12 protein-coding genes and 1 pseudogene are annotated in these 13,516 nt (G+C 61.8%); 6 read left to right on the forward strand and 7 right to left on the reverse strand.

The features are described 5' to 3' along the window. Positions 1–13: 13 nt before the first annotated feature. The 4 genes and pseudogenes from ACIQUB_RS11450 to ACIQUB_RS11465 all read right to left on the reverse strand — a co-directional run bounded on the left by ACIQUB_RS11450 (position 14) and on the right by ACIQUB_RS11465 (position 3,486). A pseudogene (locus tag ACIQUB_RS11450) lies at positions 14–930 on the reverse strand (ABC transporter permease). After that, on the reverse strand, positions 927–1,775 hold the full coding sequence (locus tag ACIQUB_RS11455) for an ABC transporter permease (protein WP_402929513.1): 849 nt from the start codon (positions 1,773–1,775) through the stop codon (positions 927–929). The pseudogene ACIQUB_RS11450 and the gene ACIQUB_RS11455 overlap by 4 nt, the downstream one beginning before the upstream one ends. Then, the gene (locus tag ACIQUB_RS11460; protein ID WP_402929514.1) at positions 1,775–2,356 is read right to left on the reverse strand and encodes an ANTAR domain-containing response regulator; all 582 of its coding nucleotides are present in this window, start codon (positions 2,354–2,356) and stop codon (positions 1,775–1,777) included. Before ACIQUB_RS11460 ends, ACIQUB_RS11455 begins: the two co-directional genes overlap by 1 nt. After that, positions 2,353–3,486, reverse strand: coding sequence for a transporter substrate-binding protein (locus ACIQUB_RS11465; protein ID WP_402929516.1), 1,134 nt, complete (start codon positions 3,484–3,486; stop codon positions 2,353–2,355). The genes ACIQUB_RS11460 and ACIQUB_RS11465 overlap by 4 nt, the downstream gene beginning before the upstream one ends. Positions 3,487–3,774: 288 nt before the next feature. Between ACIQUB_RS11465 and ACIQUB_RS11470 the strand changes: the two genes are divergently transcribed. The 6 genes from ACIQUB_RS11470 (at position 3,775) to ACIQUB_RS11495 (ending at position 10,634) form a co-directional block, all read left to right on the forward strand. After that, positions 3,775–4,017 (forward strand): DUF2188 domain-containing protein, encoded by a 243-nt coding sequence (locus tag ACIQUB_RS11470; RefSeq protein ID WP_402929517.1) that lies wholly within the window; start codon positions 3,775–3,777, stop codon positions 4,015–4,017. Positions 4,018–4,064: 47 nt separating this feature from the next. Beyond that, the gene (locus ACIQUB_RS11475; RefSeq protein WP_402929519.1) at positions 4,065–4,298 is read left to right on the forward strand and encodes a BrnA antitoxin family protein; all 234 of its coding nucleotides are present in this window, start codon (positions 4,065–4,067) and stop codon (positions 4,296–4,298) included. A gap of 299 nt (positions 4,299–4,597) precedes the next feature. Continuing rightward, positions 4,598–5,557 (forward strand): bile acid:sodium symporter family protein, encoded by a 960-nt coding sequence (locus ACIQUB_RS11480; RefSeq protein WP_402929521.1) that lies wholly within the window; start codon positions 4,598–4,600, stop codon positions 5,555–5,557. 273 nt (positions 5,558–5,830) lie between these two features. Continuing rightward, positions 5,831–7,639, forward strand: coding sequence for an ABC transporter ATP-binding protein (locus ACIQUB_RS11485; protein WP_402930268.1), 1,809 nt, complete (start codon positions 5,831–5,833; stop codon positions 7,637–7,639). Positions 7,640–7,649: 10 nt separating this feature from the next. Further along, on the forward strand, positions 7,650–9,548 hold the full coding sequence (locus ACIQUB_RS11490; RefSeq protein WP_402929523.1) for an ABC transporter ATP-binding protein: 1,899 nt from the start codon (positions 7,650–7,652) through the stop codon (positions 9,546–9,548). Between the two features lie 54 nt (positions 9,549–9,602). Beyond that, a complete protein-coding gene (locus tag ACIQUB_RS11495; RefSeq protein ID WP_402929525.1) occupies positions 9,603–10,634 on the forward strand; it encodes an aldo/keto reductase in 1,032 nt (343 codons plus the stop codon). 43 nt (positions 10,635–10,677) lie between these two features. Here the strand turns inward: ACIQUB_RS11495 and ACIQUB_RS11500 are convergent, their stop codons facing one another. Genes ACIQUB_RS11500 through ACIQUB_RS11510 form a run of 3 tightly spaced genes read right to left on the reverse strand, consistent with a single transcriptional unit; the run spans position 10,678 to position 13,471 of the window. After that, positions 10,678–11,748 carry an ABC transporter ATP-binding protein gene (locus ACIQUB_RS11500; RefSeq protein ID WP_402929527.1) on the reverse strand — a complete coding sequence of 357 codons (1,071 nt, stop codon included), beginning with the start codon at positions 11,746–11,748 and terminating at the stop codon, positions 10,678–10,680. Then, positions 11,745–12,572: a carbohydrate ABC transporter permease gene (locus tag ACIQUB_RS11505; protein WP_018896480.1), complete on the reverse strand. Its 828-nt coding sequence runs from the start codon at positions 12,570–12,572 to the stop codon at positions 11,745–11,747. Before ACIQUB_RS11505 ends, ACIQUB_RS11500 begins: the two co-directional genes overlap by 4 nt. After that, positions 12,569–13,471, reverse strand: coding sequence for a carbohydrate ABC transporter permease (locus ACIQUB_RS11510; protein ID WP_018896481.1), 903 nt, complete (start codon positions 13,469–13,471; stop codon positions 12,569–12,571). Before ACIQUB_RS11510 ends, ACIQUB_RS11505 begins: the two co-directional genes overlap by 4 nt. Between the last annotated feature and the right edge of the window lie 45 nt (positions 13,472–13,516).

Genomic DNA, 13,516 nt, shown 5'->3' on the forward strand with positions numbered 1-13,516 from the left:
TCTTTGGTTGCCGTCAACGTGTGCGAATGCGTGGATCGATAAGCGGCGCGATAAGATCGGCCAGCAGATTGCCGATGACGATGGCGAGCGCCGATACCAGAGTGACGCCCATGATGATTGGAATATCCACCTGCTGGATCGCCTGCCAGGCAAGCTGGCCGATGCCAGGCCAGCCGTAGACGGCCTCGACGACGACAACCCCGCCCATGAACTGGCCGATATCGATGCCGATCATCGCGATGACGGGCAGAATGGCGTTCGGAAGCGCATGGCGGAAAACGATGCGGCGCGACGACAACCCCTTGGCGCGGGCGGTGCGGACATAATCCTGATTGAGGACGTCGATCATCGCCGACCGCACCATGCGTGCATACCAGCCGGCGCCGAGAACACCGAGAGTGGTGGCTGGCAGCACGACGTGGGCCAGCGTGCCGTAGCCGCTCATCGGAAACCAGCCGAGTGTGACGGCAAAGACGTATAGCAGCAGCAGCGCGACGACGAACTGCGGCGCCGAGACGCCAACGAAAGAGGCCATCATGACGGCTCGATCGACGAAGCCGCCACGGCGCACTGCTGCGATCGTCCCAAGCATCAGGCCCAGCACCACCTCGACCACGATACCCGCGAGCATCAGGGTCAACGTCGCCGGGAGGCGCGCGACGATCAGTGTCCAGACATCGGTCTTCTGCGCGTAGGACCGAGATTGCCGGATAAGAGATTGTGCAAATAGGTCCAGAACTGCACGAGCATCGGCTGATCAAGGCCGAGTTCATGGCGGATGTTGGCAACGGTCTGCGCCGTTGCGCTGCGGCCGGCGATCATGCGCGCCGGATCGGCCGGCAGCGCATAAAGCAGCACGAAGGTGATCGCAGCGACGCCGAGCAAGATTAGAGAGGCCTGCACCAGGCGGCGAAGAACGAGAAACATCAGCCTCTGCCCCGCTGCGTCGGGTCGAGAATATCGCGCAGCGCATCCCCCACCAGGTTGAACGAGAGAGCGGTCAGCAGGATCACGGCGCCAGGGAAGAACACCAGCCAAGGTGCAGCCTGGAAATAGCTCTGGCTCTCGAAGATGATATTCCCCCAGGACGGCTGCGGCGGCTGAACGCCGATACCGAGAAACGATAGCGTCGCCTCCAGAAGCACCGTCGTCGCGATACCGAGCGTGCCCCAGACGATTGCCGTCGGGATCAGGTGCGGCAGAATATGCAGGAAGAGAACTCTCAGATGTCCGGCACCCAGCGACCGCTCGGCCATGATGAAATCACGTTCCGACAGGCCGCGTGTTTCCGTGTAGACAATGCGCGCGACCTGCACCCAGTTGACCAACGCGATCACCATGGCGACGATCCAGAGGCTCGGCCGGAGCAGCGCTGCGAGAACGATCGCGAGCAGCAAGGCGGGAAAGGCCATCATCAGGTCGGTGAAACGCATCAGGATATTGCTGACGATGCCCTTCATATAGCCGGCGACGATGCCGATCAGCAGACCGATAGCGACAGCGATCCCGTTTGCCACCAGACCGATGACGAGCGAGGTGCGTGCGCCGTAAAGCAGGCGCGAGAAGAGATCCCGGCCAAGCGTATCGGTTCCAAGCAGGAACTGTCCGCTTGGAGGCAGCGGCGCGCCCTCGATCGAGAGACCGTCGAACATCTGATCGTCGGGATTGAACGGCGCGATCCAGGGTGCGGCGATCGCCAGCACGATGACTGCGACAACGATAGCAAGACCGAAAACTGCCGCCGGCTGGCGCAACATGGCTTTCAGGACACGCATCAGCCAACCTCCGGCAAAGGCTCGGCACCGCCGATGATAAAGGCAGCGAGCTGTTCCATCGGCAGGCGCCGGCGCATCGCGCAATCCCGCAGGATCGCGTAGGCGCGTTCCTCGTTGACGGCGTGAACACTCATCAATTGCTCCACGGCGGCATGAACGAGCGGACGCAGGCGCACGCGCTCCTCCAAAAACTTGACGCGCTCGGCGACCGTCTTTCGCTCCTGATGGATCGATACGGCCATGACGAGCGCCGGATAGACGGCAGAGGCGGCAACGGGCTTGGCGATGATGGCGCCCGCCCCCTGTTCCAATGCCCAGGCGATGCGCCCCGGCGCTTCGGACCCGAGCAACGCCACGACAGGGCATCCCGGCTGCGCCTCGCGCCATGGGAGAAGGTCGTCCCAACCCTGGTCGGCATCGACGACAACAAGATCCGGCACCGCGGCAGCACCCAAGGGCGCCCATTGCAAGGTCGGCTGCGCGCCAAGCAGGCGAAGCTGGCGGACCAGCCTTTCGGTGTTGCTGTCCTCGCGATGAACGATCGTCACACCCCAGCCGGTGAAATTCGGTGTTTCCCTCATGATACCACTCGCAGTCTCGGTGCGGCCGGTTGCCTGCGTCCAGTGAGATAGGGATCGGCGGCAAGTGGCGGTCGCGAGCCTATGACGTCGAAACCGTTCTCGGCATTGATGCGCCCGAGATGAAAGGGCAGCGCCGCATGATTTGTTTCGCGATCGATCGACAAGGACCCGAACAAAGTCGGCCAGGCGGACGCGTGCAGCATCCGGCGAACCTCGAGCGGATCGTCGTCACCAGCCGCAACGATCGCGTCGGCGCATAACTTCGCGGCCGTGTAGGCGCCGGCAAATACGCTGGAAACCCGCCGTTGGTCGCCGAACCGCGTCGCGACACGCGCCTTGAAGGCGAGATTGTCCGCCGTGTCCAGATTGTCGAAATAGGAGGCGGCGCACAGCTGCCCGAGTGCGGCCCTTGGTGACATCTCGTCCAATTCGCATTCCATCAGATCGCAGCTTACAACGGGGCAATTCTCGGGCCGAAACGCCGGATCACGCTTACCGAGTTTGCGGATGGCCGCGAGGAAGGCGTAGCTCGAGGGGCCGATCAGATTGTTGAGAATGAAGCTTGGGCGGCGTTGCTCGATATCGGCAACGATACGATCGACAGCCGTCTCTTCCAGCGGCAGGTAGCGCTCGCCGAGCACCTCGCCGCCGGCATTGTGAATGAGTTCGCGCGCTAGCCGGTTCATCTCCCAGCCCCAGACATAATTGGCGCCGACCAGATAGGGACGCGCACCAAAGCGGGGGATCAGATGATCGAACAGCGGTATCAGGTGCTGGTTCGGGCAACCACCGATGTAGATGACGTTTTCGTTGGCCTCGAATCCCTCGTAAGGGCACATGTACCAGAGCAAAGCGTCGTGCTTTTCAACAAGTGGAATGACTTCCTTTCGCGCCGCCGATGTGATCGTGCCAACGATATGGCGGCAGCCGGCTCGCAGAAGTTCGCGCGCGCCTTCGAGATAGGCCGAAAGGTCCGCATGCGGATCGAAGAACATCGGCTCGACCGCCCTGCCGCTTGCCGCGGCGAACTCCGAAAGCGCGAATTCCGCACCGTCGCGCGCATCCCGTCCCATCGGCGAATATGGGCCCGAGGTGGAAAACAGAACGCCGATTTTCAGTGCGTCAGCCATGCGAACCCCAAAAACGAAAAACCCCACGACGCGGTCCCATCGGTGATGGGGACGTCATGGGGCGAAACTGCCCAGCGACTATCGAAGTCATGTGTTCGCGGAAACCATTTGCCTAATCCGCAGGCCTGCATAAAATACAGGCGTATGAGCTTTGTCAAGCATGATCATCGACATCGAGATCCCGCTACTGGTCGGCATAAAACATCACCCCGCTTGACCTCAAGCATAGTGCTTCCCAGGTATCCTTGAGCCCATCCGAATGGCATGGGCGCAGCAGGAGGTAGCACGATGCAGATTACCTATCATGTCGGACAGCACGATGGTGGCTATGGATATCGCCTTGGCGATGTCTGGTCCGAGACATTTCCCACGCATGGCGCGGCACTTGCCGCGGCAAAGGCCGCCGCGAGCCGACAGCATGTCGAAGGCCGCGATGCCGAAATCCAGTATCAGACCGCAGACGGTTCGTGGCATACGGAACATGCCAACGGCGGCGATCGGCCCGATACAGAGGTTATTGACGATCGCTGAGCGCTGGGCGACCTTTCGCCAGAATTTCACCGACACAGGAATATAGAATGGCCACGACACCCCGACGCCCCGCCAATGCACTGGACGCGGCGGAAGCCTTGTTCAAACCCGCCAAGAAGCAGCCGGCTGCTGCCGTCGAGCGGCCGGCGATCCCGAATGCGAAGGAAATGGTGTCGATCAAGATCGACAGCGACGTGCTGGCGTTTTTCCAGGAAGACGGCCCCGGCTGGCAGGAGCGGATCAATGACTGCCTGCGCGCTGCGATGAAGACTGGCCGCTGATTGCAGGACGAGCGGCGCGCGTCGCCGTGGTGCTAGCCGAGATGCTTGGCAGGGGGCCACGGCGATGCGTGCTGCGCGGCAAACTCAGACTAGCGCCCGCCTTCAACGGGGGAAATTGGGCATGAATATGACGTGTACGTAAAAGGAAATATATAGAATCGAATATCCTTGAATACGGACATTTTCTTATCGAAACGCACCGATCCGTAACGATCGGAACCGAAAGCAGCAGTATCGACCTTGACAGCAAAAGCCCCGCACTCAAAAGCCGGGGCATATGTTTGCTTAAGGTTATCGGCATGAAACTCCTCACGTCACTCTCCGCGTTTGTCGGCAAGACATTCGCCCTCTGGGTCATCCTGTTCGCCGTTCTCGGCTTCCTGCTCCCGGATGTGTTCAAGCAGGTGACGCCCTATATCGTCACGCTGCTCGGCATCATCATGTTCGGCATGGGCCTGACGATCTCCGTCGATGATTTCCGCGAACTGAGCCGCCGCCCGGTCGAGGTCGCGATCGGCGTCGTCGCGCACTTCGTCATCATGCCGGCGCTCGCTCTGCTCTTGACCGTGCTCATCCCGATGCCGCCGGAAGTCGCCGCTGGCGTCATCCTCGTCGGCTGCTGCCCCGGCGGTACGTCGAGCAACGTCATGACCTATCTCGCAAAGGGCGACGTCGCGCTGAGCGTCGCCTGCACCAGCGTCACCACGCTGGCGGCCCCGATCGTCACGCCCTTCCTCGTCTGGATGTTCGCGAGCCAGTATCTACCTGTGAACGCCATGGCGATGTTCATGAGCATCCTGCAGGTGATCATCCTGCCGCTGGCGCTCGGCTTCCTGGCGCAGAAGGTGCTCCCGCGCCTGGTCGAAAAGACCGTGCCGGCCCTGCCGCTCGTCAGCGTTATCGGCATCGTGCTGATCGTCGCCGCTGTTGTCGGCGCCAGCAAGGGCGCCATCGCGCAGTCCGGCCTCCTGATCTTCGCTGTCGTCGTCCTGCACAACGGGCTTGGCTATCTGCTCGGCTTCTTCGCTGCCAAGGCGTTCGGCCTCAATCTCTACAAGCGCAAGGCGCTCGCCATCGAAGTCGGCATGCAGAACAGCGGCCTCGGCGCCGCGCTCGCCACCGCATACTTCTCGCCGGTGGCCGCCGTTCCGAGCGCCATCTTCAGCGTCTGGCACAATATCTCCGGCGCGCTTCTGGCGAACTACTTCTCCAGCAGGACCGATGACGCCGCGGAAAACAAGGCGGTCGAGGCTTCCTGACCTCTCGCCGAAAACGCCATACATCGATCGAATGGCCCGCCGAAAGCGGGCCATTTTCATTTTCGGTCAGGTGCCCGGCGAGGCCTCACGATAAAATAACCAGTTGGTGAATTGTTTACTTGAACGGCCGGTTCGAATCGTCAAAGGTAAGCACGCTAACCAATCCCGTCATCGATTTGCCGTCCCTCGCGGACCCGCGCCGATACACCTCTATTTTGGAATGATACCGTGAGCAGCGATGCTTTGAACCGTGTAGCGAAGCCCTCGGCTTCGATGGCAAAGGCGACTGCGGCAGGATGGGGCAAGGGCCTCTCCACGTTGGTCCGCATCACCGTCATGGCTTTGCGCCACCCATGGCAGTCCAGCCTTGCGATCGGAGCCACCCTGATTGCCTCTTCGTTCCAGCTGATGATCCCGCGCCTGCTCGGGCACGCGGTGGATCACACCCAGGCTGTCGTCGAAGGCGGTGCCGCCGGACTGGTCGCCCAGGACGCTCTGCTGACGACCGCCTTGCTGCTGCTCGGCGCCAGCGTGATGCGCGGCGTCTTCACCATGGTGCAGAACTACTACAGCGAAAGCGTCGGCCACCACATGGGCTACGAGCTTCGCATCGCCTGCTACGAGAAGATCCAGCGGCTCTCCTTCAGCTTCCACGACAGCGTGCACTCGGGCGACCTGATCACCATCGGCCTGCTCGATCTGGAAGGCGTGCGCATGTACTTCTCGACGGCCCTGGTGCGCATGGTGCTGCTGACCATGCTGATCGGCATCGGCGCCTACATGCTTCTGTCGACCGACGTGGTGCTCGGCCTCCTGGCGCTGAGCTTCGTTCCTTTCGTCGGCTGGCGTTCATCGGTGACGCAGTTGCGGTTGCGCGCCACATGGCTGGTGTTGCAGGAGCGGCTTTCCGTCCTGACCCGCATCATGGAAGAAAACCTCGGCGGCATTCGCGTCGTCCGCGCCTTCGCGTCCCACGCCTACGAGATCTCGAAGTTCGACGCGGCGTCCAAGAGCGCGCTGGAGCTCGCGCATCAACGCGTCGGGATCCGCGTCATCAACACCAGCGCCATGACCTTTTCCTTCTTCGCCGCGATGGGCCTCGTGCTCTGGGTCGGCGGTGGCAAGGTGATATCGGGCGAGATCACGGTCGGCACGCTCGCATCCTTCCTCACCTTCATGACCATCCTGCAGATGCCGGTGCGCCAGCTTGGCCTGATGGTCAACGCCTTTGCCCGCGCCTCGACCTGCGGCACGCGATTGTTCGAGTTACTCGATCTCGAGATCGCCGTTCGCGATGCGCCGGACGCGAAGGAGCTTAAGATCACCGAGGGTACGCTTCGGTTCGAGAATGTAAGCTTCAGCTATCCAAGCACGCCGACGCAACAGGCGCTGCGGGGCATCTCCTTCGAGGCGAAGCGTGGCGACACGATCGGCATCGTCGGCCCGCCCGGCAGCGGCAAGTCGACGCTGGCGCACCTCATCCCACGCTTCTACGATGTCACCGGCGGCCGCGTCACCATCGATGGCCAGGATGTCCGCAAAGCGACGCTTCAGTCGCTGCGCCGCTCCGTCTCCATCGTGCAACAGGATTCCTTCCTATTCACGACATCGATCGAGAACAACATCGCCTATGGCGACCCATGGGCGAAGGAAAGCCGCATTGCCGGCGCCAGCGAAAGCGCACAGTTGCACAACTATGTGCTCGGCCTGCCGACGGGCTACGACACGGTTGTCGGCGAGCGCGGCGTGTCGCTCTCCGGCGGCCAGCGCCAGCGCCTGTCGATCGCGCGCGCCCTGATGCTGAAGCCCGCGGTGATGGTCTTCGACGATTCCACGGCCGCGATCGATGCCGCGACCGAGCAGCGCATCCGCTCCGCCATGCGCAAATACGCCGCCGACCGGGTGACGATCATCGTCGCCCACCGGCTGAGCTCGCTGATGCATGCGGACCAGATATTGTTCATCGAAGAAGGCGAGATCGTCGAGCGCGGCACACATGAAGAGCTGCTGGCCGCGAACGGGCGTTACAAGGCGCTTTACGATCTGCAGGTGCGTCCCGGCGACGAAGCCGTGAGCGCCTAGGGAGGAAAACATGGCCGAGGAAATGGAAACCGAACGCTCCGACGTTCGCGAGGATGGACGCCGCCCCCCGCGCGCGGTCGTCGGCTCGCAGCGCGTCGAAGAGGAGATGTTCGGCAAGGCCTTCGACGGCAACGTCATCAAGCGGATATGGGCCTTCGTCCGGCCCTACAGGCGCGACGTGGTGCTCTCGGTCTGCGCGGTGCTGACGTTCACGCTGATGCAGCTGATGATACCGCTGATCATCCGCTATGCGATCGACCACGGCATGCAGCAGGACGGCAGCCATTCGGCACTGACATGGGCCGTCGTGGTCTTCCTCATCGCGATCCTCATCAATTACGGCGCCAGCTACGCGCAGGAGACGCTTGTCGGCGGCGTGGCCGAAAACGTGCTCTTCGATATTCGGCGCCAGATGTTCTCGCACCTGCAGCGCGTCTCGCTCTCCTTCATGGACAAGACCGAGGTCGGCCGCCTGATGTCGCGCCTGCAGGGTGACGTCAACTCGATGCAGGAATTCCTGGAAACATCGGTTCTCTCGGTCGGCGACATGACGCTGCTCGTCGGTATCGTCGGCGTCATGCTCTATCTCGATCCGAAGCTCGGCCTGCTGACGCTTTCGGTTCTACCAATCTTGTTCATCGTCCGCCTCTTCTGGTTGCCGCTTGCCCGCAAATCCTTCATGGCCGCGCACGAGACCAATTCGGTGGCCAACGGCGCCCTGGCCGAGGCGATCCATGGCGTGCGCGCCGTGCAGAGCATGGACCGGCAGGGCGTCAATTTCACGCTTTACGACGACAAGGCGAAGGCAAACCTTCAGACCCATCTCACTGCGGCGCGTTACGCGCAGGTGATGGTGCCGATCGTCGATTCACTGACGGGTGTCGCCATGGCGCTGGTCATCGTCGTCGGCGGTGCCCGCGTGCTCAACCAGGCGCTTGATGTCGGCGTGCTCGTGGCGTTCCTCTTTTACATCCAGCGCTTCTTCGACCCGATCCGTTCGCTGACACTGCAATACTCGGTCATGCAGCGCGCCATGGCATCCGGCCAGCGGTTGACCGAAGTGCTCGACGTGCCGATCGACATCAAGGATGCAGCCGATGCGGTCGTTCTCTCCAAGGATATGGACGGCTCCGTCGAGTTCCGCGACGTGGTCTTTGGCTACAATCCGAAGCATCCGGTGCTGAAGCATGTGAGCTTCAAGGTCAACCCGGGCGAAACGGTCGCTCTTGTCGGCCCGACCGGCTCTGGCAAGTCGAGCTGCATGTCGCTGATCCATCGCTTCTATGACGTTCAGCAGGGACAGGTGCTTGTCGGCGGCCACGATGTCCGCGCGCTGACGCAGGATTCGCTCGGCGACCAGATCGCCATGGTGCTGCAGGAGCCGTTCCTCTTCACCGGAACAGTGTTCGAGAACATCCGTTATCACAAAGCGGACGCGACGCGGGAGAAGGTTATCGAGGCAGCCAAGGCCGTCGGCGCGCATGATTTCATCATGCGCCTGCCAGAGGGATACGACAGCATGCTGGGCGAGCGCGGCGGCAACCTCTCGCTCGGGCAGCGCCAGCTTCTGTCCTTCGCGCGTGCGCTTGTGGCCGATGCCAAGATCCTTGTGCTGGACGAGGCGACGGCAAATATCGACAGCTATACGGAGATGCTGATCCAGAAGGCGCTGGTCAAATTGCTGGAAGGCCGCACCGGCCTGGTGATCGCCCACAGGCTGGCGACCATCCGCGAGGCCGACCGGATCATCGTTCTGCAGAACGGTGAGCTCGTCGAAAGCGGCAGCCACCAGCAGCTCATGGCGAACCGCAAGCTTTACGCGCGGCTATACGACCTAAACTACGCGTCATTCGACGACATTCCGGAAACCGTTCTGGAAGAGACGACAGCAAGCGGATCGGCGACCTGACATAGAGGCCGGCGATCCAGAGAGAGAAACCCATTCCGACACGGAGGATGTTCAATGGATTATCGCAAGCTTGGACCAAGCGGGACAATCGTCGCGCCATATTGCTTGGGAACGATGACATTCGGCGCGGAAGCCGATGAAGCCACCTCGCACAAGATACTCGACGACTATTTCAAATGGGGCGGCAATTTCGTCGACACGGCCGATGTCTATAGCGCCGGTGTCTCGGAAGAGATCATCGGCCGCTGGCTGAAGGCCAGGTCGACCGAATCCCGCCAGGCAGTGATTGCCACGAAGGGGCGTTTCCCGATGGGAAACGGCCCGAATGATATCGGGCTATCGCGGCGGCATTTGAACGTCGCGCTCGACGACTCGCTTCGACGTCTCGGTATCGAACACATCGATCTCTACCAGATGCATGCATGGGATGCCCTGACACCCATCGAGGAGACGCTGCGTTTCCTCGATGATGCCGTCTCCAGCGGCAAGATCGGCTATTACGGCTTCTCCAATTACGTCGGGTGGCATATCGCCAAGGCAGCCGAAATCGCCAAGGCGCGCGGCTATACCCGGCCAGTAACGCTGCAGCCGCAGTACAGCCTGCTCGTCCGCGATATCGAACTCGAGATCGTGCCGGCTTGCCAGGATGCGGGCCTGGGCCTGCTGCCTTGGTCGCCTCTCGGCGGCGGCTGGCTGACGGGCAAATACCGCCGTGACCACATGCCGACGGGCGCGACCCGGCTTGGGGAAAATCCGAAGCGCGGCATGGAATCTTACGACCAGCGCAACGCCCAGGAGAGGACCTGGGACATCATCGGTGCGGTGGAGGAGATTGCCAAAGCCAAGGGTTGCAGCATGGCTCAGGTGGCGCTTGCCTGGACCGCGGCACGCCCGGCCGTGACATCGGTCATCCTCGGCGCCCGCACGACGGAGCAATTGGCGGACAACCTTGGTGCGGCCAAGATCAGCCTCTCGGACGAGGAAATGAGCCGCCTCACCGAGATCAGCGCGCCGCACCCCTTCGACTACCCCTATGGCGTGGGCGGGACGAACCAGCGCCACCGCAAGCTCGAAGGCGGGCGGTAAATCATCAGGCAGCGGCGGCGCACACCGCCGCTGCCTTGTTCAATCAGATACGAGCGCCGGTCGCGTCGTCGAACAGATGCAGCTGTGCCGGATCGATGGTCACCCCGATCGTCTCGCCGCCGCGGGCCGTGCTGCGGCCGGTCTCGACGATCGTCAGTTCCGGCGTCGTCGCCGCCGTGATGAAGGTGGCCGAACCCGTGGATTCGACAACGTCGACGGGGATATCGAAAGTCCCCTGCCCCGTCGCGGTGATACCGATATGCTCCGGACGGATACCGACTGTCACCTTGCGGCCCGGCTGCAGCTGACGATTGCTCGGCAGCGTGTGCTTGACCGTTCCGAGATCGATAGCGAGACCGCTTCCGTCCGCCTGTACGACACCAGGAATGAAATTCATCGCCGGCGAGCCGATGAAGCCGGCCACGAATTTGTTGGCCGGCGTGTCGTAGAGCTCGAGCGGCTTGCCCTGCTGCTCGATGACGCCCTCGCGCATGACGACGACGTGGTCGGCCATGGTCATCGCCTCGATCTGGTCGTGGGTGACGTAGACCGAAGTTGCGCCGAGCCGATCGTGCAGCGCGCGGATCTCCTTGCGCATGTGGACGCGCAGCGCCGCATCGAGGTTCGACAACGGCTCGTCGAACAGGAACGCCTTCGGATGACGGATGATGGCGCGGCTCATGGCGACGCGCTGGCGCTGGCCACCCGATAGCTCGCGCGGATAGCGCTTCAGCAAGTTGGACAGGCCGGTCGTTGCCGCGACATCGGCCGCTGCCTTCTTGGCCTCGGCCTTGGCAACGCCGCGGATGCGCAGGCTGTAGGTCAGGTTTTCCTCGACCGTCATGTGCGGATAAAGCGCGTAGGACTGGAACACCATGGCGACGTCGCGCTTGCGCGGCGGCACGTTGTTCATGAGCTCGCCGGCGATCTTCAGATCACCTTCGGAGATGCTTTCCAGGCCGGCGAGCGAACGCAGCAAGGTGGACTTGCCACAGCCCGACGGGCCGACGAGCGCCACGAAGCTGCCCTTGGCGATCTCAAGGTTGATGTTCTTCAGCGCATGGAAGGCGCCATAGTGCTTGTTGACGCCGCTGAGCTCGATCTGATTGGTCATTTGAGGGCTCCAGAGGTGAGGCCGGATACGATGCGGCGCTGCAAGAGAACGAAGATGGCGAGAACGGGCGTCACATACATCGTGGCGTAGGCCATGATGTTGTTCCACTCGCTGGTGTTCGGCCCCATGAAGGAGTTGAGACCGACGCTGGCGGGCTGAAGCTCTGCTTCCTGGATCATCGACTTCGAATAGACGAACTCGCCGAAGGCCTGCATGAAGATCAGGATCGCGCTGACGAGGATGCCGTTGCGGGCAAGCGGCAGCACGATATTGAAGAAGGCGCCGAAACGGGAGTTGCCATCGACCAGCGCTGCTTCCTCAAGCTCCATCGGCACGGCCATGAAGGTGGCGCGCACCAGGACCACGAAGAAAGGCATGCTTTTCGCAGCGATTGCCAGGATCACGGCAAAGCGCGGATAATCGAGCAGGCCGAACTGCGAGAAGCCCACGAAGATCGGCGTGATCATCAGCGATGCCGGCAGGACCTGCAGCATGAGGATGAGGAACAGACCGATATCCACCCACATGTTGCGATAACGCGCCAGCACATAGGCGCAGCCGACGCCGAGCACAGTGATCAACGCCACGGAACCGAAGGCGATGACCACAGAGTTCCAGAGATAGCGCCCCATGTTCCGGCTTTCCCACACATAGGCGTAGGTTCCCCATTGCGGCGAGGACGGCCAGAAGCTTGGCGGATTGGCGAACATCTCGGAGCCGCTCTTCAGCGCCGTGATGTACATCCAGTAGAGCGGAAAGAGATAGATTGCCGCCAGGACGATCGCGATGAACAGCATCAGGCGGTTGCGGTTGGTATCGCTCATCCGCGCACCTCATGTTTTGTCGACCGGACATAGACGATCGAGGCGAACATCACGAAGACGATCATGATGACGGAGATCGTGGCGCCCTTGCCGAAGTCGTATTGGCGGAAGGACAGGTCCCAGGCCCAGTATTGCGTGACGTTGGACGAATTGTTCGGCCCGCCGTCAGTGATGGCCGCGAACAAGTCGAACTGCTGCAGCGTGAAGATCAGGCCGAGCGAAACGATGGCGCCGATGGTCGAGCGCATCATCGGAAGCGTGATCGTCCAGAAACGCTGCCAGGCATTGGCGCCGTCGAGTTCTGCCGCTTCGTAGAGATCGCCGGGGATCGAAGAGAGGCCAACGGAGAGCAGAATCATGTTGAAGGACGTGCCGAGCCAGATATTGGCGATAACGACGGCCCAGAGCGAGAAATTGGGGTCCGAGCGCCAGAAGATGTTGGAGCTGATCAACCCGCTCTCGCGCAGAATGAAATTCAAGACGCCGAAATCGCCAGACAGCACCCAGTTCCAGATCGCGCCGACGACGAGGCCGGGCATGACCCAGGAAACGAGGAACAGGCCGCGCAGCCAGGAGGCGCCCGGGAAATTCACCCAGAAGAAAAGCGCCAGGCCGAAGCCGATCAGGAACTGGCCGGCAATCGAGCCGACGACGAACAGCACGGTATTATAAATGATCGGCAGCGTTTCGGGCTGCTTGAACAGATCGACATAGTTCTTGAAACCGACGAAGGGGCGCACGAAGGTCCCGAGGCTGAACATGTCGACCTCCTGGAAACTCATGACGATGTTGTAGACGAGCGGCAGGCCCGCGAGCACGAACAGGAAGATGAGCGGCAGGGTGACAAGCGTGATGTCGAACCCGCGGCCATCGGTGATGCTGGAAAATAGCCTCTTCATGGATACCCCTTAAGCTCCGAACGGGGCTGCCTGGCGCTTGCGCGG

This window comes from Rhizobium sp. NPDC090275 (genome assembly GCF_044772225.1).
Lineage (GTDB): Bacteria > Pseudomonadota > Alphaproteobacteria > Rhizobiales > Rhizobiaceae > Rhizobium.